The 23,440-nt window shown below is 70.9% G+C and carries 22 protein-coding genes; 17 read left to right on the top strand and 5 right to left on the bottom strand.

The window, feature by feature from the left end; all coding sequences use genetic code 11:
• Positions 1-104: 104 nt before the first annotated feature.
• From ACFYPG_RS09050 to ACFYPG_RS09040, 3 genes are all read left to right on the top strand, one after another.
• Positions 105-554, top strand: a complete 450-nt coding sequence (locus tag ACFYPG_RS09050; protein WP_355004963.1) for a MarR family transcriptional regulator — start codon at positions 105-107, stop codon at positions 552-554.
• A gap of 71 nt (positions 555-625) precedes the next feature.
• Positions 626-1,909, top strand: a complete 1,284-nt coding sequence (locus tag ACFYPG_RS09045; protein WP_387351228.1) for an MFS transporter — start codon at positions 626-628, stop codon at positions 1,907-1,909.
• Positions 1,910-2,005: 96 nt separating this feature from the next.
• The gene (locus ACFYPG_RS09040; protein WP_355004965.1) at positions 2,006-2,515 is read left to right on the top strand and encodes a hypothetical protein; all 510 of its coding nucleotides are present in this window, start codon (positions 2,006-2,008) and stop codon (positions 2,513-2,515) included.
• A 16-nt stretch (positions 2,516-2,531) separates the two neighbouring features.
• On the opposite strand, the gene ACFYPG_RS09035 is transcribed toward ACFYPG_RS09040, so the two are convergent.
• Complete coding sequence (locus tag ACFYPG_RS09035) at positions 2,532-3,281, bottom strand: helix-turn-helix domain-containing protein (protein WP_355004966.1); 750 nt, start codon at positions 3,279-3,281, stop codon at positions 2,532-2,534.
• Between the two features lie 237 nt (positions 3,282-3,518).
• Here ACFYPG_RS09035 and ACFYPG_RS09030 point away from each other — a divergent pair, with 237 nt between their 5' ends.
• The gene (locus tag ACFYPG_RS09030) at positions 3,519-4,184 is read left to right on the top strand and encodes a DUF4097 family beta strand repeat-containing protein (protein ID WP_355004967.1); all 666 of its coding nucleotides are present in this window, start codon (positions 3,519-3,521) and stop codon (positions 4,182-4,184) included.
• Between the two features lie 32 nt (positions 4,185-4,216).
• Positions 4,217-5,038 carry an alpha/beta fold hydrolase gene (locus ACFYPG_RS09025; protein ID WP_387351226.1) on the top strand — a complete coding sequence of 274 codons (822 nt, stop codon included), beginning with the start codon at positions 4,217-4,219 and terminating at the stop codon, positions 5,036-5,038.
• 171 nt (positions 5,039-5,209) lie between these two features.
• Here the strand turns inward: ACFYPG_RS09025 and sepH are convergent, their stop codons facing one another.
• From sepH to ACFYPG_RS09010, 3 genes are all read right to left on the bottom strand, one after another.
• Positions 5,210-6,289, bottom strand: coding sequence for a septation protein SepH (gene sepH / locus ACFYPG_RS09020; protein WP_355004969.1), 1,080 nt, complete (start codon positions 6,287-6,289; stop codon positions 5,210-5,212).
• A 185-nt stretch (positions 6,290-6,474) separates the two neighbouring features.
• Positions 6,475-7,602: a phosphoserine transaminase gene (gene serC, locus ACFYPG_RS09015; protein WP_355004970.1), complete on the bottom strand. Its 1,128-nt coding sequence runs from the start codon at positions 7,600-7,602 to the stop codon at positions 6,475-6,477.
• 228 nt (positions 7,603-7,830) lie between these two features.
• Positions 7,831-8,937 (bottom strand): citrate synthase 2, encoded by a 1,107-nt coding sequence (locus ACFYPG_RS09010; RefSeq protein WP_091395245.1) that lies wholly within the window; start codon positions 8,935-8,937, stop codon positions 7,831-7,833.
• Between the two features lie 278 nt (positions 8,938-9,215).
• Here ACFYPG_RS09010 and pdxH point away from each other — a divergent pair, with 278 nt between their 5' ends.
• The 7 genes from pdxH to ACFYPG_RS08975 all read left to right on the top strand — a co-directional run bounded on the left by pdxH (position 9,216) and on the right by ACFYPG_RS08975 (position 15,354).
• Positions 9,216-9,845: a pyridoxamine 5'-phosphate oxidase gene (gene pdxH, locus ACFYPG_RS09005; RefSeq protein ID WP_387351833.1), complete on the top strand. Its 630-nt coding sequence runs from the start codon at positions 9,216-9,218 to the stop codon at positions 9,843-9,845.
• Positions 9,842-11,140, top strand: coding sequence for an MFS transporter (locus ACFYPG_RS09000; RefSeq protein WP_355004971.1), 1,299 nt, complete (start codon positions 9,842-9,844; stop codon positions 11,138-11,140). The genes pdxH and ACFYPG_RS09000 overlap by 4 nt, the downstream gene beginning before the upstream one ends.
• A gap of 18 nt (positions 11,141-11,158) precedes the next feature.
• A complete protein-coding gene (locus tag ACFYPG_RS08995; RefSeq protein WP_387351223.1) occupies positions 11,159-12,088 on the top strand; it encodes an aldose 1-epimerase family protein in 930 nt (309 codons plus the stop codon).
• Positions 12,088-12,690 (top strand): nitroreductase family protein, encoded by a 603-nt coding sequence (locus ACFYPG_RS08990; protein WP_387351221.1) that lies wholly within the window; start codon positions 12,088-12,090, stop codon positions 12,688-12,690. The genes ACFYPG_RS08995 and ACFYPG_RS08990 overlap by 1 nt, the downstream gene beginning before the upstream one ends.
• A gap of 187 nt (positions 12,691-12,877) precedes the next feature.
• Positions 12,878-13,183, top strand: a complete 306-nt coding sequence (locus tag ACFYPG_RS08985) for a type II toxin-antitoxin system VapB family antitoxin (RefSeq protein WP_091395231.1) — start codon at positions 12,878-12,880, stop codon at positions 13,181-13,183.
• Between the two features lie 44 nt (positions 13,184-13,227).
• Positions 13,228-14,391, top strand: a complete 1,164-nt coding sequence (locus ACFYPG_RS08980; RefSeq protein ID WP_387351219.1) for an acyl-CoA dehydrogenase family protein — start codon at positions 13,228-13,230, stop codon at positions 14,389-14,391.
• Between the two features lie 99 nt (positions 14,392-14,490).
• Positions 14,491-15,354 carry a DUF4230 domain-containing protein gene (locus tag ACFYPG_RS08975; protein ID WP_355004975.1) on the top strand — a complete coding sequence of 288 codons (864 nt, stop codon included), beginning with the start codon at positions 14,491-14,493 and terminating at the stop codon, positions 15,352-15,354.
• Between the two features lie 140 nt (positions 15,355-15,494).
• On the opposite strand, the gene ACFYPG_RS08970 is transcribed toward ACFYPG_RS08975, so the two are convergent.
• The gene (locus ACFYPG_RS08970; protein WP_030486383.1) at positions 15,495-15,704 is read right to left on the bottom strand and encodes a PspC domain-containing protein; all 210 of its coding nucleotides are present in this window, start codon (positions 15,702-15,704) and stop codon (positions 15,495-15,497) included.
• A 387-nt stretch (positions 15,705-16,091) separates the two neighbouring features.
• On the opposite strand from ACFYPG_RS08970, the gene ACFYPG_RS08965 reads away from it, so the two are divergent.
• The 5 genes from ACFYPG_RS08965 (at position 16,092) to ACFYPG_RS08945 (ending at position 23,406) form a co-directional block, all read left to right on the top strand.
• The gene (locus ACFYPG_RS08965) at positions 16,092-17,462 is read left to right on the top strand and encodes an L-serine ammonia-lyase (RefSeq protein WP_355004977.1); all 1,371 of its coding nucleotides are present in this window, start codon (positions 16,092-16,094) and stop codon (positions 17,460-17,462) included.
• A gap of 71 nt (positions 17,463-17,533) precedes the next feature.
• Positions 17,534-18,361: an ABC transporter permease gene (locus ACFYPG_RS08960; protein ID WP_112581809.1), complete on the top strand. Its 828-nt coding sequence runs from the start codon at positions 17,534-17,536 to the stop codon at positions 18,359-18,361.
• Position 18,362: 1 nt separating this feature from the next.
• Positions 18,363-19,109, top strand: a complete 747-nt coding sequence (locus tag ACFYPG_RS08955; RefSeq protein WP_355004978.1) for an ABC transporter ATP-binding protein — start codon at positions 18,363-18,365, stop codon at positions 19,107-19,109.
• The gene (locus ACFYPG_RS08950) at positions 19,106-21,181 is read left to right on the top strand and encodes a DUF5941 domain-containing protein (protein ID WP_387351216.1); all 2,076 of its coding nucleotides are present in this window, start codon (positions 19,106-19,108) and stop codon (positions 21,179-21,181) included. Before ACFYPG_RS08955 ends, ACFYPG_RS08950 begins: the two co-directional genes overlap by 4 nt.
• A 14-nt stretch (positions 21,182-21,195) precedes the next feature.
• Positions 21,196-23,406, top strand: a complete 2,211-nt coding sequence (locus ACFYPG_RS08945) for a bifunctional glycosyltransferase family 2 protein/CDP-glycerol:glycerophosphate glycerophosphotransferase (protein WP_355004979.1) — start codon at positions 21,196-21,198, stop codon at positions 23,404-23,406.
• The last annotated feature ends 34 nt before the right edge of the window (positions 23,407-23,440 follow it).

The raw sequence follows: 23,440 nt of genomic DNA, 5'->3' as shown, positions 1-23,440 counted from the left end.
GGCGGGGAGTCGATCAGGATTCCCCGCCCGTACCATCTGAATCCCCTCGTGAGCCTGGTCATAACGGATGTCGTTAGCCATGCTCATTAGTTAAGCTAACTACTGTGACGGAGCGGACGGTGACGGCGGAACGCGTGCCACCGGCGCAGCTGGCTCCCCAGCTGCGTGATGCGATCACCCGACTCAACCGGCGGGTCCGACAGGCCCGACCGGTCGGCGACCTCACGGTCACCCAGGTCTCCGCGCTCACCAGCCTGCGGCTGGCGGGCGCGATGACACCCCGTGAGCTGGCCGACGTGGAGCGGGTGCAGCCGCCGACGATGACCAAGATCGTCGGGAAGCTGGAGGACCGCGGCCTTGTGCAGCGGACACCCCATCCGACCGACGGGCGGCAGGTCATCCTCGCGGCGACCGAAGGAGCGCAGGCCGTGCTCGACCAGTTCGAGCGGGCCCGCGACGAATGGCTGGCCCACCGGCTGGCCGCGCTCGACGAGGACGAACGGGAGACCCTGCAGAGGGCCGCCCAGATTCTTCAGCAGCTCGCTCGCGCCTGAGCCGCGCCCGCGCCACCGGGTCCGTGCCGTCACCTGTCGATGACGCGTACGTCCGAGGAGGCGCACCAAGAGTGCAGGCCAAGCTGAGCACGATGTTCCAGTCCCTACAGGTCCGCAACTACCGGCTCTTCGCATCCGGGCAACTGATCAAACTGATCGGTGTCTGGATGATGTTCATCGCCCAGGACTGGCTCGTCCTCGACCTCTCCGACAACTCGGCGACCGCGCTCGGTGTGGTGACCGCCTGTCAGTTCACCCCGGTGCTGCTGCTCACCCTGTTCTCCGGCCGGCTCGCCGACCGGTACGACAAGCGGGTGCTGCTCTTCGTCGCCAACGCCTTCTGGAGTGTGCTGGCGCTCGGCATGGCGGTGCTGGTCCTCACCGACCTGGTGCAGCTCTGGCACGTCTTCGCCTTCGCCGCCCTGCTCGGCACGGCCAACGCCGTGGAGACCCCGGTCCGGCAGGCGTTCGTCTCCGAACTCGTCGGCACGCCGCTGCTGCCCAACGCGTTGTCGCTGAACGCCGCCGTGTTCAACTCGGCGCGGATCGTCGGCCCGGCCGTCGCCGGCCTGGCGATCGCCGCGTTCGACGTGGGCCCGGTCTTCCTGTTCACCGCCCTCAGTTCGGTCGCGCCCCTGGTCAACGTGGTCCGGATGCGGACGGCCGACCTGCACCGCGACGCCCTGCTGCCCCGCGACGAGCGGGCGTCCGCAAAGGTCATCGACGGGCTGCGGTACGTGTCCCGTCGACCCGACCTGCTGCTGCCGATGGCTGTCATGTCGGTGATCGGCATGTCGCTGTTCAACTTCCAGCTCACCCTCGCCGCGCTGGCGAAGACGGTCTTCCACACCGGTGCGGCCTCCTTCGGCCTGTTCAGCACGGCGCTGGCCGTGGGCGCGCTCGGCGGCGCGCTCAGCGGCACCGGTCGACGCAGCCGGCCGTCGGTCTGGCTGGTGCTCGGCGCGGCGATCGCCTGCGCCAGCTTCGGCACCCTGGTCGGTCTCGCCTCGACGTACTGGCTGGTCGTGGTCCTGCTGGTGCCGACCGGCTTCTTCATGGTCTTCTTCGCCCAGGCCGCCAACCAGCGGGTCCAGTTGGGCGTGGACGCGGCCTTCCGGGGTCGGGTGATGGCGCTGTGGGTGCTGGTGTTCCTGGGTACCAACCCGGTCGGCGCGCCGCTGATCGGCTGGGTCGCGGAGCACTACGGTGCCGGTGCCAGCATCTGGATGGGTGGGCTCATCTCGCTGGCCGCCGCGGTGATCGCCCTCACCTGGCAGCTCCGCCACTCCGGTGCCCGGCTGCGTTTCCGGGTGCTGCCGATGCCCCGCTTCTACGTCACCTCCACCGACTGCTGAGGTTTACCACCAGCTCCGGCCGCGTCCGGTTGCGCGGATTGCTCGGATGCGGCCAAATCGCTGGCGGGGTGGCACGGTGGGGCTTAGCGTCGATGCGTGGGAGTCGGACACGCGCTGATGCTGGCCCTGGCGTTTCTCGCCGTGGCCACGCTGCCGGCGGCGTTCGCCCTGCTCTTCTGCTACGACGAGATTCTCGACCGGGTGGTCTGCGGCTGGTCCGAGTGGCGTGACCGCCGACGGGAGAAGCGCACGATCGCCAGACTCGACCGTGCCATCGAGGCCGACGCGCTGACCCGGGACATCGACCTCAGCGAGTTCGACAGCGTTGACCGCCGGCCGCTGGAGCAGCTCGCCGCCGACCTGCGCCGTCTCGGCGGTCAGCGGGTCGGCGGTAGCGGTCGCTCGATGGTCTGGCACAGCGCGCTGCTCCAGGCGTACGACGACCGGCTTCGTCTCGCCTGCCGCGCCCTCGGCATCGCCGAGCACCTCGCCGAGCTGGAGGGCGTCGACCAGGAGATCGAGCGGGTGCGGGTGGAGGGCGTGCTGCACGCCGCCGGTCTGGCCCTTCCGGCGGCCCGCCCCGGGCAGCGGCAGCGACACCGCTGACCCGCCCGCCAGTCGGTCACCGCCGATCCGGTTGCCCGGTGGCCTGGGCAGCGGGTTGGGTCCCGGTGTGAAGCACCGCGCGGCCCTGCTCGGCGGCGCGGACGACGCTCTCACTGATGAAGTCGAGGAAACGGGCGATGTTCTCCAGGCGGGCGGCGGCGGGGGTCTGCGGGCCGAGAATGGCGACGCCCTGGCGCGCGGTTGCGACGAGCTGGTCGTTGGCCCGGGCGCTGGCGATCGTCGCCTGGTAGAACAGCTCGTCGTCGACCACGTAGCGGTCGCGGCGGCGTTCGTCGCGTTCCCGGCGGACGAGGCTCTGACTCTCCAGGAAGGTGATGGCCTTGGAGATGGACGCCGGGCTGACCTGGAGGCGCTGGGCGAGCTGTGACGCGGTGAGGCTGGCCGAGTCGGTGATGAACAGGTGGGTCAGGACCCGGGCCGCCATCTTGGGCAGGCCCGAAGCCATGAGGACCGTGGTGAACGTCTCCCCGTACTCCGCCACGGCCCCGGCGTCACGTCCATGCTCCTGAGGGAGCGCGCTGGCCCCCGGTGAGGTGACTGTCCTGCGCCGCTGGGCGCGACGTTCGGTGGCGCGGTGGGCCAGCTCGGCGCGGTAGGCGGTGGGGCCGCCGTTGCGCATCACCTCGCGGGTGACTGTCGACGTGGGACGGTCGAGGCGCCGGGCGATCTCCGCGTAGGGGAGGCTGTCGATCAGCCCCAGCGCGATCTGCTGGCGCTCCTGCTGACTGAGTCTGCCTCCCGGCATCACGATCTCCCCGGTGATTCCTCGTCGCGTCCGCTGACTGCCCCACCATAGCGTTCACCCTCCGCCTGTTGCAACGGTTGCGACCTACGTCGTTGCGTTATCTCCGGGATCGTTGCAACACTTTATGAACTCTGAGCTGCATTTATACAACTCCAACGCAACAGACTTGTTGCCCGAATCTGGAAAGCAACGTAGCGTTTCTGTTGTCAGAAAGAACTGCCAACGCAGGAGAACACGATGCAGACGTTCGACACCCCCGCCCCCATCTCGGCCGTCCTCGACATCCCCGCCGGACGGATCCAGTTGATCGCCGCGGACCGCGCCGACACCGTCGTCGAGGTTCTGCCCAGCGACCCCTCGAAGAAGCGCGACACCAGGGCCGCCGAGCAGACCACTGTCGCCTACACCGACGGCGTCCTGCGGATCACGGCCTCGGCCCCCGGCAACCCGCTCGTCGGCCCGTCCGGGTCGCTGGAGGTGACAGTTCAGCTCCCCGCCGGCTCGACGATCAAGGCCAGGACCGCCAGCGCGGAACTTCGCGGCGTCGGGCGTCTCGGCGACATGGCCTTCGACGGGGCGTACCGCCAGATCAAGATCGACGAGGTCGCAAGCCTGCGGCTCACCGCGATCGACGGCGACGTCGAGGTCGGCCGGCTCAACGGCCCCGCCGAGATCAGCACCGCCCGGGGTGACATCCGGATCGCCGAGGCCGTGCGCGGCGCGGTCGTGCTCAGCACCCAGTCCGGCGACATCTCGGTCGGTGCCGCCGCCGGCGTCTCCGCCGCACTCGACGCCGGCACCGGCCACGGCCGGGTCAGCAACGCCCTCAAGAACGACGGCACCACGACGCTCGACATCCGCGCCACCACCTCCCAGGGCGACATCACCGCCCGGAGCCTCTGAACCCCACCACGACCAGGCGACAGGAGTACGACATGAACCCAGCTACCCCGTGGACCGGCATGGTGTCGGTCGACGACACGGCCCTGGCCGTCACCGACACCGGTGGCCCCGGCATCCCGGTGGTCTACCTCAACGGCCAGTTCGCCACCCAGGGCTACTGGCGGCGGGTCATCGCCGAACTGGGCACCGAGTTCCGGCACATCACCTACGACGAGCGGGCTCGCGGCAGAAAGTCGGAGCGCTCAGCCGACTACTCGTTCGAAGCTGCCGTCCGGGACGTCGACGCCGTACTCGCCGCCCGGGGGGTGGCCCAGGTGTTGCTGGTGGGCTGGTCCTACGGAGCGGTTGTCGGGGCGCACTGGGCCAACCGGAACCCGGAGCGTGCCCTGGGCGCGGTCCTGGTCGACGGCGCGTTCCCGCACGACTGGCTCGACGATGCCATGGCGCAACGGATCCGCAGGATGTTCCGACGGATGAACCTGTTCATGCCGCTGCTCCGCCCGACCGGCCTGACCCCACGGATGAACGCCGACCAGATGGCGGACAGCAACATCGAACTGGGCGAACTCTCCCGCGAGCGCGAACTGGGCCCGGTGCTGGACGCCATCAGCGTCCCGGTGCGGTACGTCGTCGCCTCGGGAACGTCCCTCGGCAGTCGCGGGGACGAGCAGGAGCAGATCCGCGCCAGCCTCGACGCGGTGACCGCCCGCAACCCGCACATCACCATCGGGGCGAAGGTCGCCAGCAACCACGGTGCGATCCTCAAAAAGGACTTCCGCGCCGTCGCCGAAGCGGTACGCGGAGTCAACGCCCTCAGCCGAACCGCACGAAGGACCCTCAACGAGGATGCGTAGACGGCCGCTACACCGCGCCGATCTTGCAGTTTCGGTCGCCGAGACGGGCGGATTGCCCAGTGAGTCTGGACAGAAAGTGCAAGATCGCCGGGCGGACCGTGTCGCTCAGGGGGCTGATGTTCGAACGCGCGCGTTGACGGGTGACACAGGGTCACCCGTCAACGCGAGGCGTCAGGAGGATTCGCGGGCGGCCGGGCCGCTGCCGAAGAGCACGTCGTCCCAGCTCGGCAGCCGCTTGCGTGGCTTGCCGTTGGCGTCGGTGGACTCGCCGCCGGTGGCCGCCGCGGCGCCCGTGCGGCGAGGCCGCAGCACCGCCAGCGACGGCACGGCCGGCACCTCCTTGGGCGCGTCCGAATCGTCGTCGAAGGCCGAGCCCTGGCCACCGCCGAGCAGCGCGGCGGCACCCCCACCGACCGGCCGCTGCCGGGGCGCGTCCGACCCGGCCAGGGCAGCCGGGGTACGCGGCTCCAGCCCGCGACCCGACGAACCGCCGAGCGGACGGTCCAGGGAGGCGAGCAGGGCGTCACGGCCGGCCCGGATCGGATCACGGCCAGGGCGCGGGTGCTCGGACGCCGCTGGCAGACCGTGCCCGCCACGACTCGGCTCGCCGCGCGACGGGCCCGGCAGGGCGTGCCCGCCGCGCTCGGGTGCCGGCTCCTGGCCGAGGATCGGCGTGGGCCGCTCGGCGCACAGGTACTGCGCCATGTCGTCGTGCGGCGTGACCACCTGTCGCGCCTTGTCCATGTCCCAGATGGCCTGCGCGGTGGCCTTGCCCGACGGCCAGGTGGCGATGATCCGCCAGGTGCCGTCGTCGCGCCGGTACGCGTCCCAGGAGATCTTCTCGGTGTCGATGCCGTGCTGGCTCAGCCGGCCGTTGACCACCTCGGCGAGCGGGGTGGGCTTCTCCGCGCCCTTGAGTCGGGTGCGCCGGGCGTGCTGGGCGAGCATCGCCCGCTCCTGCAACACCGGGCCGGCGTAACGCAGCACGCGGTCGACCGGCACCCCGGCGATCCGGGCGACGTCCTCCGCGGACTCACCGGAGCGGATGCGGGCCTGGATGTCCCGGGGGGACAGTGAGGGAATTGGGTCGACGGTGCTCGGTGCCACCGCGAGCGGCGGGGCACCCGGCTCGGGGTGCATCACACCGGCGATGCGTTCGTCGATGGGCAGGGCCAGGAGGCGCCCAACCTCGTCGGCGAGCACCAGTGCCTGGCCGTCCTCGGAGAGGGCGACGAAGCGTACTGGGCGCATAACGTTGCCTCCGTCCCGCTTCGCTGGCCGCACACCACGAGTCGGCCACCCAGGCGTCTCGGACCACCGTACGCGCATCTGTCTCGGGGTGGGGGAAGCGACACCCCGCATGTCGTGACTGAGCTGCGGCGATGATCACGGTCGGTGTCCGTGGAGGCTCCAACGGACACCGACCGTGACGAACGTCAGAGTCGCTCGACCACGTAGTCGATGGACGCGGTGAGCGCCTCGACATCTGCCGGCTCGACGGCCGGGAACAGCGCCACCCGCAGCTGGTTGCGACCAAGCTTGCGGTAGGGCTCAGTGTCCACGATGCCGTTGGCGCGCAGCGCCTTGGCGATCGCCGTGGCATCCACCCCGTCGGCGAAGTCGATGGTGGCGACCACGTTGGAGCGCAGCGCCGGGTCGGTGACGAACGGGGTGGCCACGCTGGACCGCTCGGCCCAGCCGTAGACCGCTGCGGCGCTCTCGGCGGTGCGCTTCGCCGCCCAGGACAGGCCGCCCTGCGCGTTCATCCAGTCGGTCTGCTCGGCGGCCAGGAAGATCGTGGCCAGCGCCGGGGTGTTGTAGGTCTGCTCCAGCCGCGAGTTGTCGATTGCGGTGACCAGGTCGAGGAAGGCGGGGATGTAGCGCCCCGACGCCTTGATCTCGGCGGCCCGGTCCAGTGCGGCCGGCGACATCAGAGCCAGCCACAGACCGCCATCGGAGCCGAAGCACTTCTGCGGGGCGAAGTAGTAGACATCGGTCTCACCGACGTTGACGTCCAGGCCACCCGCGCCGGAGGTCGCGTCGACAAGCAGCAGCGCGCCCTCGTCGGCACCGGCCACCCGGCTGATCGGGACGGCCACACCGGTCGAGGTCTCGTTCTGCGGCGTCGCGTACGCGTCCACGCCGGACTCGGCGACCAGGGTCGGCGCGCTGCCCGCCTCGGACTTGCGGACGGTCGGCTCACCCAGGAACGGGGCGTCCTTGACCGACTTGGCGAACTTGGCGCCGAACTCGCCGAAGCTGGCGAACTGGGCCCGCTCGCGAATCAGGCCGAAGGTGGCGACCTCCCAGAACGCGGTGGTGCCGCCGTTGCCGATGACCACCTCGTAGCCCTCGGGCAGCGAGAAGAACTCGGCGATGCCGGAGCGCAGCCGGGCAACCTGGTCACGGACCGTCTTCTGCCGGTGCGAGGTGCCGAGGTAGGTGGTCGCGACCTCGGTGAGGGCGGACACCGCCTCCGGGCGGACCTTGGACGGGCCGCAGCCGAAGCGTCCATCGGCGGGCTTGATCTCATCGGGAATCCGGATGATCGGTGCGTCAGCCACGGTCTTGAAGATCCTTCCGCAAGGGCGAGGGCGGGCCCGGCGACACTGCCGGCCCTCATCCTCGCACCCGGACCGGACGACGGTGGGCGGGGTCCCGGCGGTCGGTCTGAGTCCTTCGCCACAGTCGGCTCCGGTGACCGACGACAACGACCACTCTTCGACGCGCGGCGTGGACAAGGGGCCCTTCCTCGACGTCCGGCGTCGAGGAAGGGCCCCTTGTCGATCAGCTCAGACGCCGTGCGGGATGGCCGCCCAGCCCTCGACGTCGGACGGCTTACGGGTCTCCGGGCCCATGTAGCGGGCGGACGGGCGGACCAGCCGCTGCAGGCGCTTCTGCTCCAGGATGTGCGCGCTCCAGCCGCCCATCCGCGCGCAGGTGAACATCGAGGTGAACATGTGCGCCGGTACCTCGGCGAAGTCCAGCACCACGGCCGACCAGAACTCGACGTTGGTGGCCAGCACCCGGTCCGGGCGGCGGGCCTGAAGCTCGGCGAGGGCGGCCTTCTCCAGCGCCTCGGCGATCTCGAAGCGCGGCGCGCCCAGCTCCTTGGCCGTACGCCGGAGCACTCGGGCGCGCGGGTCCTCGGCACGGTAGACGCGGTGGCCGAAGCCCATCAACCGCTCACCGCGGTCGAGGACGCCCTTGACGTAGCCCTCCGCGTCGCCGCTGCGCTCCACCGCCTCCAGCATGCTGAGCACCCGCGACGGGGCGCCGCCGTGCAACGGGCCGGAGAGGGCGCCGATGCCCGACGAGATGCAGGCAGCCGCGTCCGCACCGGTGGAGGCGACGATGCGAGCGGTGAAGGTGGACGCGTTGAGGCCGTGCTCGGCGGCCGAGATGAAGTACGCGTCGACAGCCTTGACGTGCCGCGGGTCCGGCTCGCCGCGCCAGCGCTTCATGAACCGCTCGACGATGGTCTGCGCCTTGTCGATCTCCTTCTGCGGCACCGCCGGCAGGCCGAGGCCGCGGGCGGACTGGGCGACGAAGGAGAGCGCGGTCACCGAGACCCGGGCGAGATCCTCACGGGCCTGCTCGTCGGAGATGTCCAGCAGTTGGTTGAGACCCCAGTACGGGGCCAGCATGGCGACCGCGGACTGCACGTCGACGCGGATGTCACCGGAGTGCACCGGCACCGGGAACGGCTCCGCCGGCGGCAGGCCCGGCCCGAACCGGCCGTCGACGAGCAGCGCCCAGACGTTGCCGAACGACACCTGGCCGATCAGATCCTCGATGTCGACTCCGCGATAGCGCAGCGCACCGCCCTCACGGTCAGGTTCGGCGATCTCGGTCTCGAAGGCGACGACGCCCTCCAGCCCGGGTTTGAAATCGGCCATGTCGCTCTCCTGGATCTGGTCGGTGCGCCCGATCGCTCATCCGGCCCGGATCGGCCGAGCGCCTTAGGCGACCCTCAGGGATGTGTTCGCAACATACTGCCTGCTGAGTAAGGGATACGCGACCCGCTGCGACTGTGCTGCACACGACATCCCCGGGCGCGCATTCTCCGTCCGGCTCGGTGAGACTGGGCAGGGCGGGCTGGTCAGCGCGGGAGGGTGCTGGTGGAGCCCCCGAGAAGGAGTGGGACGTGACGGGCGACACACCCGCCCCGGCCGCGATGCGTAACGAGTACGCCGCGGACCTGGGCCTGACCGAGGCTGACCTGGCCGCCGACTGGCACACCCAGTTCGACAGCTGGTTCGCCGACGCGGTGGCCTTCGGGCTACCCGAACCGAACGCCATGGTGGTGGGTACCGCCGACCCGGCCGGCCGGCCGAGCGGACGGACGGTGCTGCTGAAGGGGTACGACCCGGAGGGCTTCGTCTTCTTCACCAACCACCTGTCGCGCAAGGGCGTCGAGGCGACCGCCAACCCGTACGCCAGCCTGGTCTTTCCGTGGTTTTCCATGCAGCGCCAGGTGGTGGTCGCCGGACGGGTCACGCCGGTCGACCGTGCCACGAGCGAGGCGTACTTCGCCAGCCGACCGCGCGGCTCCCAACTGGGTGCCTGGGCCAGCCCGCAGTCGCAGGTGGTGTCGGATCGGGCGGCGTTGGAGCAGCGGTACCAGGAGGCGGTCGAGCGGTTCGCCGACCAGGCCGAGATCCCGACCCCGTCGCACTGGGGAGGGCTGCGGGTCCAACCCGAGTCGGTGGAGTTCTGGCAGGGCCGGGCCGGCCGGTTGCACGACCGGCTCCGCTTCCGTCGCCTCGACGAGGGTGGCTGGATCGTCGAGCGGTTGGCGCCGTGACGGGTGTGCGGGAGACCCGGCCGCGCGCAGCGCGCCGCTGGGCGATCGACGTGCGTCCGCTGCGGGTTCCGGCGTACCGCCGGCTCTGGCTCGGCAACACGGTGGCGATGTTCGGCTTCCAGTTCACCGCCGTCGCGGTGCCGGTGGAGATGTACGCCCTGACCCGGGACTCGTTCTGGGTGGGCCTGCTGGGCGTGGCTGCCTTCGTACCGTTGCTGGTCTTCGGGCTCTGGGGCGGCGCGGTCGCCGACGCCCGTGACCGGCGTGCGGTGCTGCTTGGCGGCTCATTGTTGCTCTGGGCATCCACTCTCGGGTTGCTGCTCCAGGCGGTGCTGGACGTGGGCAGCCCGGTGCTGCTGCTGGCGTTGATGGCGTTGCAGTCGGTGGCCTTCGCGATCAGCTCGCCGGCCCGTAGCGCCATGCTGCCCCGGCTGGTGCCGGAGGACCTGGTGGCGTCCGCGACCACCCTGAACTACACGACCTTCACCGCCGCCTCGGTCGCCGGCCCGCTCGCCGCCGGTCTGATCCTCTCCGCCTCGTCGGACACCACTGTGGTCCTGCCGATCGCCTACGGGCTGGACGCGGTGCTGTTCACCGCGATGCTCTGGGCGGCGCTGCGGCTGCCCTCGCTCCCGCCCGAGCCCAGCGCCGACGGCCAGGTCCGGCGTGCCGGTCTGGCCAGCGTCGTCGACGGGTTCCGCTACCTGGCCACCACCCCGGTCCTGCTGCTGTCCTTCGGGGTGGACCTGATCGCGATGATCCTCGCCATGCCACGGGCCCTCTTTCCGGAGATCGCGCACGAGCGCTTCGGTGGCGGTGGCTCGGTCGGTCTGCTCTACAGCGCCATCGCGATCGGCTCGATGATCGGTGGGTTGACCTCCGGCTGGATCGGCAGGCTCCGCCGGCAGGGGCTCGGCCTGGTGCTGGCGGTGGTCGGCTGGGGCCTGGCGATCGCCGCCGCCGGGTTGGCCCACCAGCTCTGGCTGATGGTCGTGCTCCTCGCCGTGGCCGGCGCCGCCGACCTGATCAGCGCGGTGCTGCGTCAGTCGATGCTGCTGGTCTACGCACCGGACCGGATGCGCGGCCGACTCCAGGGCGTGAACACGGTGGTGGTGGCGGGTGGCCCACGCCTGGGTGATCTGCGCGCCGGCACCATGGCCGCCGGGTTCGGTGGCGGGGTGGCCTGGGTGGCCGGTGGGCTCGCCTCCGCGGTGCTCGTGGTGGTGCTCGCTGTCGCGTTCCCGGCGCTGCTGCGCTACCGGGCGGCGACGGCGTCGAGCGACAACCGGACCTGACCGGTTAGTGTCGCCGGCATGGAAAGCCCCGATCCGCGCCCGTTCTCCGGCGCCCAGTGGACCATCTCCGCCGCCGGCCACGAGGCCGTCATCGTGGAGGTCGGCGGTGGGCTCCGGACGTACCGGCACAACGGTGTCGACCTGCTCGACGGGTACCAGACCGACGAGGTCTGCCCCGGTTGCACCGGGCAGGTGCTGGCACCGTGGCCGAACCGGATCCGCGATGGTCGCTACTCGTTCGACGGGCGGACGCACCAGCTTTCGCTGACCGAGCCGGAGCGGCACGTGGCCATCCACGGGCTGGTCAACTGGGTGCCGTGGCAGTTGCTGGAGCAGTCGGCGGACGCCGTGACGGTCGGATACGACCTGCCGCCGCAGCCCGGCTACCCGTGGCCGCTGCGGCTGCGCAGCCGGTGGAGCGTCGACGCGGACGGGCTGCGCGCCGAGCACGAGGTGACGAACATCGGCGGGGAGCTTGCCCCGTTCGGCTTCTCCGTGCACCCGTACCTGCAACTGCCGGGCGTCGCGGTGGACGACCTGGTGATGCGGCTGCCCACCCGCAGCCGTGTGCTGGTGGACGGTCGACTGCTGCCGGTGGGGGTCACCCCGGTGGCCGGCACCGAGTACGACTGGACCAGCCCCCGCCGGATCGGCGCTGCCGTGTTGGACTCCTGCTTCGGCGAGGTGATCTCCGACGCCGACGGCGGTTCGTCGGTGAGCCTCGCCGCGCCGGACGGTTCGGCCGCGGTGAGCATCTGGGCGGACGCCGAGTTCGGCTGGTGGCAGGTGTTCACCGGGGACGCCCTCACCGGCGAGCGGCACCGCCGTTCGGTGGCAATCGAGCCGATGACCTGCCCACCGGACGCGTTCCGGTCGGGCAAGGACCTGCTCACCCTCAAGTCCGGCGCGACCTGGCGAGGTGCCTGGGGCATCCGCCCCGGCGCCTGATGGAGTTCGCCGAGGTCGTCCGCCGGCGGCGGATGGTGCGCAACTACGACCCGGACCGCCCGGTCCCGCCCGACGTGGTGGACCGGTTGCTCGACCACGCGGTCCGCGCGCCGTCGGCCGGCTTCGCCCAGGGCTGGGGTTTCCTGGTGTTGGAGGAGTTGGCCGATCGGGAGCGGTTCTGGGCGGCCACCACGCCCGATGGCGGCGGGCGGGAGCGTTGGCTCGCGGGCATGCGCCGGGCACCAGTGATCGTGGTGCCGCACGCCAACGAGTCGGCCTACCTGCGGCGGTACGCGGAGCCGGACAAGGGCTGGACGGATCAGTCCTCGGACCGGTGGCCGGTGCCGTACTGGCACGTGGACGCCGGCTTCGCGGCGTTGCTGATGCTGCTCACCGCTGTGGACGAGGGGCTGGGGGCGTGCTTCTTCGGCATTCCACAGCAGCGGATCGCCGCCTACCGGGACGCGTTCGGCGTGCCGGCGGAGTACCAACCCATCGGTGCCGTCACAATCGGTTACCGTGCGGCCGACCATCGGTCACCATCGTTGCGCCGTGGACGTCGTCCGATGGACGAGGTGGTGCGGCGCGGTCGGTGGAACTGACGCTGACGTCCCGTTCGTCCGGTTCAGGATCGGACGAGCGATAGCGAAACTGACATCAGGGAGCAGAACGTAGCGTGCGCTGGGCGGCTAGGCTGGCACGGTCATCGGTGCCGCGCCGCGCGGTGCCCGCCGCGGCCCGGCTCGGCGCCGTCGGTCGGCCCGGCCACGGGGAGGGGAGCGTGCCGTCGTGATCTTCAGAGCGGTCCGGGACGGGCGTCCCTATCCGGAGCACAATCTGACGCTCAAGCAGTGGGCGGAGATCCCGCCGAGGCCACTGCGCCTGGATCAGATGATCACCACCAAGCGCGAGTTGGCGCTGGACAAGCTGCTCGCCGAGGATTCGACCTTCTACGGTGACCTCTTCCCGCACGTCGTGCAGTGGAACGGCGGGCTCTACCTGGAGGACGGGCTGCACCGGGCGCTGCGCGCAGCCCTCCAGCAGCGCAACCAGATCCACGCGCGGGTGCTGGTGCTCTCCGGGCCCATCGAGTGACGAGCCCTTCTTTCCCACGCTGAACCTTCGTTAGGGTGGCGTCCATGACCGCTGCGCTGGATCTGCTCGACCTGGACCCGTCGCTCAGCGAGGAGGAGCGGCAGATCCGCGACGTCGTCCGCCAACTCGTCGACGACCGGGTGCGACCCCACGTCGCCGACTGGTACGAGGACGGCCGGGTGCCCGCCCGGGACCTGGCCCGTGAGTTCGGCAAGCTCGGCCTGCTCGGCATGCACCTGACCGGCTACGGCTGCGCCGGCGCCTCCGCTGTCGCCTACGGCCTGGCCTGCCAGGAGCTGGAAGCCGGCGACTCCGGCCTCCGCTCCCTGGTCTCCGTGCAGGGATCGCTCGCCATGTACGCCATCTGGCGTTACGGCAGCGAGGAGCAGAAGCAGCGGTGGCTGCCGTCGATGGCCACCGGTGAGGCGATCGGCTGCTTCGGCCTGACCGAGCCGGATCACGGCTCCGACCCCGCCTCGATGGCCACCCGGGCCCGCCGCGACGGCGACGACTGGGTTCTCACCGGCGGGAAGATGTGGATCACCAACGCCCCGATCGCGGACGTCGCGGTGATCTGGGCGCGCACCGACGAGGGCGTACGGGGTTTCGCCGTACCCATGGACACCCCCGGCGTCACGGCCCGGGAGATCCGCCGAAAGATGTCGCTGCGCGCGTCGGTGACCGGCGAGATCGTGCTCGACGACGTCCGGCTCCCGGCCGACGCCCAACTACCCGAAGCGGTCGGGCTCAAGGCACCGCTGAGCTGCCTCACCGAGGCCCGCTACGGCATCGTCTGGGGAGCGGTGGGCGCGGCCCGCGACTGCCTCGAAACCACACTGGAGTACGCGACCACCCGCACCCAGTTCGGTCGCCCACTGGCCGGCTTCCAACTCACCCAGGCGAAGCTCGCCGACATGGCCGTCGAGTTGGTGAAGGGGCAACTGCTCGCGCTGCACCTGGGCCGGCTCGCCGACGCCCGGCGGCTGCGGCCCGAGCAGGTCAGCGTGGGCAAGCTGAACAACGTGCGGGAGGCGCTGGCCATCGCCCGGCAGTGCCGCACCATCCTCGGCGCCAACGGTGTCTCCGGCGAGTACCCGGTGATGCGGCACGCCAACAACCTGGAGAGCGTGCTGACCTACGAGGGCACCTCCGAGATCCACCAACTGGTCATCGGGCAGCGGCTGACCGGGCTCTCCGCGTTCGCCTGACCTGCTCGTTTGTCACTTCCTGGCGCTCGCCGCGCGACTGTCGTATCGGGGCCGTACCGTCATTGACAGACGACGTGTCTGACGAGGACGGTGAGCGTGATGGCCCGCGACGCTGGCAGCAACGAGCCCACGAGAGAGTTCCCCGGTTACCCGACCGGTGACGATCTCAAGGCGCGGTCGACCGCTACAACCGGGTGGACCATGGACACGCCGGGTGGCCCCGGCGAGCCGGCCGGTCCCGGTGGACCCGCTGGCCCCGGTGGGCCTGGAGATCCCGGTGGCCCGACGAGCGGTGGCGATGGCCCCGTCGGTGGTGGTGGCGGTGGGGCGGCCCGCGGTCTGCTCCTGCTGCTCGGCGCCGCCGCGCTGGCAGTGGTCGTGCTGCTCGGCATCCAGGCGACCGGCATTCTGCCGGAGTTCCGCAACCCGTTCGCCAAGGAGCAGACCGACCGCAGTCAGCCACCGCTGCTGAAGTCGATCCAGGACCTGAGCCGCTACGTGGCCGCGGAGGGCAACTTCCAGGTCGTGGTCGACACGCAGAACGACAGGCGCAACGTTCCGGACTTCCTGCTCAACGAGCGCACCCTGTTCGTCGGGGCCGGCAGTGTCGAGGCGTACGTCGACTTCACGAAGATCGGTGAGGGCGCCGTCGTCCAGTCCGCCGACGGCAAGTCCGTCGAGATCAAACTGCCCGCTCCGCAACTCGGTGAGACCAACCTCGACATGGAGAAGAGCTACGTCTTCGCCGAGCAGCGCGGTCTGCTCAACCGACTCGGTGACCTGGTCGGCAACGACCCCAACCGGCAGCAGCAGGTCTACAAGCTCGCCGAGGACCGGATCACCGCCGCCGCCCGGGACAGCGGGCTCTCGGCCCGAGCCGAGGAGAACACCCGCAAGATGCTGGAGGGGCTGCTCCGCTCCCTCGGCTACCAGCAGATCACTGTCACCTACATCGCCCCCTGACCTGCCCTCCGTACGCCGAAGCGCCCGCCCCGACCTCCGTCGGAGCGGGCGCTCCCGTCTCTACCGCCGCCGCGTCCTCCCCCAAGATCCGCCGCCCGGGGTGGGGTGTGACCGTGGCGGGTGGGTCAGTGTTGGGCGGATCAGTGTCCGGTGGACGCGAGGTAGCGGTCCTCGTTCGGCATCAGCACCCACAGGATCAGGTAGACGATCACCTGCGTGCCGGGCAGTAGCAGCGACAGCAGGAACAGCAGCCGGACCATTCCGGCCGACATGCCGAACCGCCGCCCGAGACCGGCGCAGACACCAGCGATCATGCGCCCCTCGCGGGGCCGAACCAGTTTGCGACTCATCGTCGTACTCCCACTCTGCGGCGGTGCGCCGCGTCTGCAATCCACGGTAGAAAGGGATGGCCACCTCGCCCTCGGTCCCGAGGAGGAGCGGCGACCCGTGGACCCGTAGGTGCTTTACCCGGGCAACCCCTCGCTGACGCCTCCCCGAGCCGCCCGCCGCAGCCAGGCGGGCGTGGCGGGCGGGGCGTGGGGCAGGAGACGGTGGTCGGGTGTTCACGTCCCGGACCGGGTGGCGGGTGAGCTGGGCGGGTAGGCTGGTAGATCGGCCTTCCACACCCCGGGAGGCCGGCACCCCATACCCCGGACGGTCACGAGCGGGGCCGCCAGACCGGCGGTCACGACCCGGCCGGGTCCCGTACGCCGGGACGACGGCGAGGAAGCGCAGCCATGATCAGTGTTTTCGACCTCTTCAGCGTCGGTATCGGGCCGTCCAGCTCACACACGGTGGGGCCGATGCGGGCCGCGCGGACGTTCGTCGGAGGGCTGAAGGCCGACGGGCTGCTCAGCGACACGGCGCGGGTGCAGGCCGAGCTGTTCGGCTCGCTGGGCGCCACCGGGCACGGCCACGGCAGTGGTCCGGCGGTGCTGCTCGGGTTGGCCGGCGAGTCGCCGGAGACCGTCGACACGGACACCGTCGGTCCTCGGGTCGAGCGGATCCGGGCCGAGCGGCGGATCAACATCCTCGACGCGCACGAGATCGACTTCGACCCGGATCGGGATCTGACGCTGCACCGCCGCCGGTCGTTGCCGTACCACCCGAACGGGATGACCTTCGCGGCGTACGACCGGGCCGGCACCGAGCTGCGCAGCCGCACCTACTACTCGGTGGGTGGCGGGTTCGTGGTGGACGAGGCGGCTGCCGGGGCGGACCGGATCAAGCCGGACAGCACCGTGGTGCGGTACCCCTTCCTGACCGGGGCGCAACTCCTCGACGTCACCACCCGCACCGGGCTGTCGATCAGCGAGGTGATGCTCGCCAACGAGCGTTCCTGGCGCAGCGAGGCGGACATCCGGGCCGGTCTGCTGGAGATCTGGCGGGTGATGCAGGAGTGCGTGCGCAACGGCTGCGAGCGCGACGGCGTACTCCCTGGGGGGTTGAAGGTCCGCCGGCGCGCGGCGGAGCTGCGGCGTGGCCTGGAGGCGGAGGCCGGGTCGGCCGACCCGCTGCACGCGATGGACTGGGTGACCCTGTTCGCGCTGGCGGTCAACGAGGAGAACGCCGCGGGTGGCCGGGTGGTCACCGCGCCGACCAACGGCGCGGCCGGGATCATTCCGGCGGTGCTGCACTACTACACCCGGTTCGTGCCGGACGCCGATGACGAGGGTGTGGTGCGGTTCCTGCTGACGGCGGGCGCGATCGGTGTGCTGTTCAAGGAGAACGCCTCGATCTCGGGCGCCGAGGTGGGCTGTCAGGGTGAGGTCGGTTCGGCGTGCTCGATGGCGGCGGCGGGGCTGGCCGAGGTGCTCGGTGGCACCCCGGAGCAGGTGGAGAACGCGGCCGAGATCGGGATGGAGCACAACCTCGGGTTGACCTGTGACCCGGTGGGTGGCCTGGTGCAGATCCCCTGCATCGAGCGGAACGCGGTGGCTAGCATCAAGGCGATCACGGCCTCCCGGTTGGCGTTGCGCGGCGACGGGGTGCACAAGGTGTCGCTGGACAAGGTCATCAAGACCATGCGGGAGACCGGCGCCGACATGAAGGTCAAGTACAAGGAGACGGCGCGTGGCGGTTTGGCCGTCAACGTGATCGAGTGCTGAGTCCGGTCGATTCGGGGCAATCGTTCACCGACTGCTAACCTGTCGTCCGTTTCAGGAGGCGGGAGGCTGCGGTGACCTCTGGCGTCGCGGCGTTGTGGTCGCACCGCAACTCGCTGCGCATCCTGGTCAGGCGGGATCTCGCGGTCAAGTACCAGCAGTCGGTGCTGGGCTACTTCTGGTCGTTGATCGAGCCGCTCGGCATGGGCGCCATCTACTGGTTCGTCTTCGGGGTGCTCTACTCCCGGGACACCGGTCGGCACCTCGGTGAGGCGGCCGGGTCGTACCCGTTGTTCCTGATCACCGGCATCTTCGCCTGGATGTGGACCAGCTCCGCGCTGAGTGAGGCGACGAACGCGCTGACCGGCCAGTCCCGGCTGATCACCACGATGAACGTGCCGCGTCAGGTGTTTCCGATCGGCCGGGTCACCGGCCGGTTCGCCGAGTACGCGGCCGGCCTGCCGATCCTGATCGCCATCGCGGTGATCTACGCGGTGCACGGCCGGATCCACCCGGGTTGGTCGCTGCTCTCCCTGCCGCTGGCGGTGGCCGTCCAGGCCGTTCTGCTGACCGGGCTCGCCCTGCTGCTGTCCGCGTGGAACGTGCTGATGCGCGACGTGGAACGGCTGATGCGGCTGATCATCCGGGTGCTCTTCTACGCCACGCCGATCATCTACCCGCTCAGCCTGGTCCGGGAGTCCGGGCTGCCCGGCTGGCTGAAGGTGGTGTACGAGCTGAACCCGCTGGTCGGGATCTTCCAGCTGCACCACGCGATCTGGTACCCGGACGAGTTCCCGGACGCCCGACTGCTCGCCACCACGATCGTCGGCAGCCTGCTGGTGCTGGCCGCCGGTTGGTGGTCGTTCCGCCGGTTGGAGCCTGCCGTGCTCAAGGAGCTCTGAGGTGGCCGCGCCGATCATCGAGGCGGACGGCCTGGGCATTCGGTTCGTCCGCAACCGTCGCCGTCAGCTCCGCCTGCGGGAGTTGTTCATCCACCGGGGCGCCCGTGGCGCGCTGCCCGGCCAGTTCTGGCCGTTGCGGGACGTGTCGTTCGCAGTGCAGCCCGGCGAGACCGTCGGGGTGATCGGGCGCAACGGCACCGGCAAGAGCACACTGCTGCGGCTGATCGCCGGGGTGCTCATCCCGGACGAGGGCGACATCCGGGTGCACGGCGCGGTGGCGCCGTTGCTGGAGTTGTCCGCCGGTTTCTCCAACGACCTGACCGGGCGGGAGAACCTGCACCTGGTCGGTGGGCTGCACGGACTGTCGACGAGCTACCTGAAGCGGCACTTCGACGAGATCGTCGAGTTCGCCGGTGAGCAGGTGGAACGGGCCATCGACACGTCGGTGCGGCACTACTCGTCGGGGATGAAGGTGCGGCTCGGCTTCGCGATCATCTCGCACCTGCCGCACCCGATCCTGCTGATGGACGAGGTGACCGCGGTCGGGGACGCGGAGTTCCGCAAGAAGTGTTACGCGACGATTGATCGTCTGCTCGGGGAGGGGCGCACGCTGGTGCTGGTGTCACACAACGAAAAGGACCTGACCCGGTTCTGCCGTCGGGGGTTGTACCTCGACGCGGGCCGGTTGACGCTCGACGGCACCATCGCCGAGGCGCTCGACGCGTACCACGCAGCGGTTCCGCGGTGACGCTCGCGATCGTGCTCGCCGCCGGAACGTCCGCGGCGGGCCTCACCACGGCGGGCCTCACCACGGCGACAGGTGAGCCACTGGCCGACCGGTTGGCCGCCCAGTTGCGCCTGGCCGGGGCGGACGAGGTGCGCTTCGCCGCCACCCTCGACGAGTTGTCCGACCTGGTCACCACCGCGACCGCCCCGGTGCTGATCACCGGCACCGACCTGGTCGCGCACACCGCCGTACTGCGGCACCTGGCCACCAGCCCGGTGGGCCCCACCGTGGCGCTGGTGCTCGGCGACCCGCCGGTGCCCGGTCGGACCGCCGTGCGGGAGGAGCGCGGCCAGGTGGTCGACGCCGGCGCGTTGGACGCCCTCGACGGGGCTGCCACGGGCGTGTTCGGCGGCGCGCTGCGGGTCGGCGTGGACGACCTGCCGACCCTCGCGGCCGCCGCCCGGGCCGCCGCGTCCGGGATGCTTCCCGTCGCCGCGCCGATCGGCCCGGCCGGAGACGTGGCGCCGCTGCCGGCGGCCGGCGGGGTCGGGGCCGGCGGGTCGGTTGCGGCCGGTGGCCCCGGGTCCGCCGTGGACCGGCTCTTCGCGGGCCTCACGGCGCTCGGCACCCTGGTCTTCGCCCAGCGGGTACGCCTGCTCGTCGCCCACCGGGTCGAGGACCCGGCCGGGCTGACCGCTGCCGAGGCGGCGGTGACCGCTGTCGACGAGGACCGGGCCGAGTTGCGGCTGTCGGTGAAGGAGAAGGACGACTTCTTCTCCACCTACTTCGTCAGCACCTGGTCGCCGTACCTGGTCCGGCTCTCGGCCCGGCTCCGGCTCACCCCGACCGGGGTGACGGTGATCTCGGTGCTCTTCGCGCTTGGCGCGGCGGTGCTGTTCGGGGTCGGTGGGCGGCCCGCGCTGGTCGGTGGCGCGGTGCTGCTCTACCTCGGCTTCGTGCTCGACTGCGTGGACGGCCAACTGGCCCGCTACACCCGGCACTTCAGCGCCTGGGGTGGCTGGCTGGACACCATGGCGGACCGGGCCAAGGAGTACCTGGTCTACGCCGGGTTGGGCTTCGGTGTGAGCCACGCTGGGCTGGGCAACGGGTGGGCGCTCGCGATCGCCGCGATGACGTTGCAGACCGTCCGGCACATGACCGACACCTGGTACGGGGTGCTGCACGACGAGGCGGCCCGCCGCCCGCGTACGGCCACGAACGCCAGCGGCGGGATCGGCGACCGGCTCAACGCCGCGTCGACCCGGGTGCAGGCGGACACCGGGTCGGTGTCGTACTGGCTGAAGCGGACTGTGGTCTTCCCGATCGGTGAGCGGTGGGCGCTGATCGCGCTGACCGTGGCGCTGTTCAACCCACTGGTCAGCCTGATCGCCGTGCTGGTCTGGGGGGTGCTGGCGTTCGCGTACACCGGGGCGCTGCGGACCCTGCGGGCCCGGTGGATGTGGGTGCCGGTGCTGGACACGGTCGACGCCACCCTGCACCGCGATGACGGCCCGTTGGCCCGCTGGCTGCCGGTGGTCCGCCCGATGGGGCCACTGACCCTGGCGGTCATCGCCGCGCTCGGCCCGGCGGTGCTTCTGGTAGCGGCGCTGCTGAGCGACGCCCCGGACGGGCTGCGCTGGGCGGTGCCGGTGGCACTGCTGGTGCTGCTCATCGGTGGCCTCGGGGCCGGGGCGGCGCACAACGGCCCGCTGGACTGGCTGGTGCCCGCGGCGTTGCGGGCCGCCGAGTACCTGTTCGCCATCGCGGTCGGGGTGGTCGGTGCGGCACCCGGTTGGCTGATCTTCGGGTACGTCTTCGTGCTCACCGTGCACCACTACGACCTGACCGCCCGGTTGGAGAAGCGGCAGGCGGCACCGCCCCTGCACGCGGCGACGCTGGGCTGGGAGGGGCGTTCGGTGCTGCTGGCCCTCGCGGCGATCGCCGGTATTGCGGGTGTCGGACTGGCTACACTCGGTGCGTACCTTCTCGTGGTTTTCGTGGTGAGCGTCGTCCTGGCCTGGTTCGTGCGACCGGCCCGTAGCGCGCGGGCGTCGGTGGCGCCGGCGGGCGCTGGAGGTGCCGCGCCGCGCTGACGGAGGGCGGCCGGATGACTCTGATCAGCTTCGTGGTGCCGGCCTTCCGGGTGCAGGGATACCTGCGGGAGTGCCTGGACTCCATCCTCGGTCAGCCGGAGACCGACATCGAGGTGATCGCCGTCGACGACTGCTCCCCGGACGCCAGCGGCGACATCATCGACGAGTACGCGGCCCGCGACCAGCGGGTCCACTCGGTCCGGCTGCCGGAGAACGTCGGCCTCGGTCCGGCCCGGAACATCGGGCTGGACCGGGCCGTCGGCGAGTACGTGTGGTTCCTCGACGGCGACGACTGGCTGGCTCCGGAGTGTCTGACCGAGGTCGCCGAACGGTTGCGGGTCACCCGCCCGGACGTCCTGCTGGTCGACCACGTCCGCACCCACTGGAACAACACCGCCACCCGCAGCGCGATGGCCGAGGTGTTTCCGGAGTCCCCGGGGCCGGGCACCTTCCGCCTGCGGGACCGGCCGCAGGCGATGCACCTGCTGCACACCGCGTGGAACCGGCTGGTCCGGCGGGAGTTCCTCACCGACCTGGGGTTGCGTTTCGCGCCCGGCTGGTACGAGGATGTCTCCTTCAGCTACCCGGTGCTGATGGCCGCGCACCGGATCGGCGTACTCGACCGGGTCTGCGTCAACTACCGCCAGCGCCGCGCCGGCGCGATCACCCGGACCCGGGGTGACCGGCACTTCGAGGTGTTCCCGCAGTGGCACCGGGTCTTCCACCTGATGGATGCGTGGGGGCCGGCGACGGAGGCCCTGCGGCCGGCGGTCTTCGAACGGATGATCTGGCACTACCTGACAGTGCTCGGCAACGGTCAGCGGATCGCCCCGGAACTGCGGGAGGCGTTCTTCGCGCAGATCACCGCGGACTACGAGCGCTGGCTGCCGCCCGGCGGCTATCCGGTGCCGGACGGGGTCGAGGGGATCAAGCACAAGCTTGTCGCCTCCGGCCGGTGGCGCACCTTCAGCGCGTTGCGAGCCGCCAGCCGGGCCCGTGACGCCGCCCGTCGACGGGCCCGCACCGCGCGGCGCACTGTCGGCCCGGTCGCCCGGCGCGGTGCCCGGCTGACCCGGGACGGGCTGCTGCGTGAGTACTACCGGGCCGAGTTGCGGCGGCCGGTCGACCCGACGCTCGCGGTGTACGCCGCGTACTGGTACCGGGGCTACTCCTGCAACCCGGCGGCCATCTACGAGGTCGCCCGCCGGTTGGCGCCGGGGGTGCGCGGGGTGTGGGTGGTGCGCCGGGACCGGGTGGAGGCCGTGCCGGCCGGAGTGGAGTACGTGGTGGCCGGCACGCCGGCGTACTACCGGGTGCTCGCCCGCGCCCGGTGGCTGGTCAACAACGTCAACTTTCCGGACTTCGTCCGCAAGCGACCGGAACAGGTGCACGTGCAGACCCACCACGGCACGCCGGTCAAGGTGATGGGGCTTGATCAGCAGCGCCACCCGATCGGCGCGGGTCGGATGGACTTCGCCGGGCTGCTGCGCCGGGTGGACCGCTGGGACTACAGCGTCAGCGCCAACAGCTTCTCCACCCAGATGTGGGACCGGGCGTACCCGGCCACGTACACCACGCTGGAGGTGGGGTACCCGCGCAACGACCGCCTGGTCACCGCGGGCCCGGACGAGGTGCGCCGACTCCGCGCGGAGTTCGGCCTCGACCCCGACGAACAGGTCGTCCTGTACGCCCCGACGCACCGCGAGCACCTGCCCGGCTACCGGCCACCGTTCGACCCGGACCGGTTCGTCCAGGCGCTGGGTGACTCGGGCCGGTTACTGATGCGCAGTCACTACTTCCACGACCGTGATCGACGCCCCGGCCAGCCGAGGGACTGGGAGCGGGTTAGGGACGTCAGCGGCCATCAACGGGTGGAGGATCTGTACCTGGTGGCGGATGTGCTGGTCACCGACTACTCGTCGGCCATGTTCGACTATGCGGTGTTGGACCGGCCGATCGTGCTCTACACCCCGGACTGGGAGGCGTACCGGCTGGCCCGGGGGGTCTACTTCGACGTCACCGCCGAACCGCCGGGCGCGGTGGCCTCCACTTTTGCCGATCTGCTCGATCTGTTCCGCACCGACGGGGTGCGCTCGGACGCGGCGACCAAGGCCCGCGAGCATTTCCGGGACCGGTTCTGCACGTTGGACGACGGGCGGGCGGCGGAGCGCGTGGTGCGGCGGGTGTTCCTCGGGGAGCCGGACGAGCGGTCAACGCGCTGCTGATCGCGGTTTCTGTCGTGTAATAGCAGCGTCATCG

This window comes from Micromonospora sp. NPDC005553, assembly GCF_042871765.1.
Classification (GTDB): domain Bacteria; phylum Actinomycetota; class Actinomycetes; order Mycobacteriales; family Micromonosporaceae; genus Micromonospora.
This window is presented reverse-complemented; position numbering and strand designations above follow the sequence as displayed.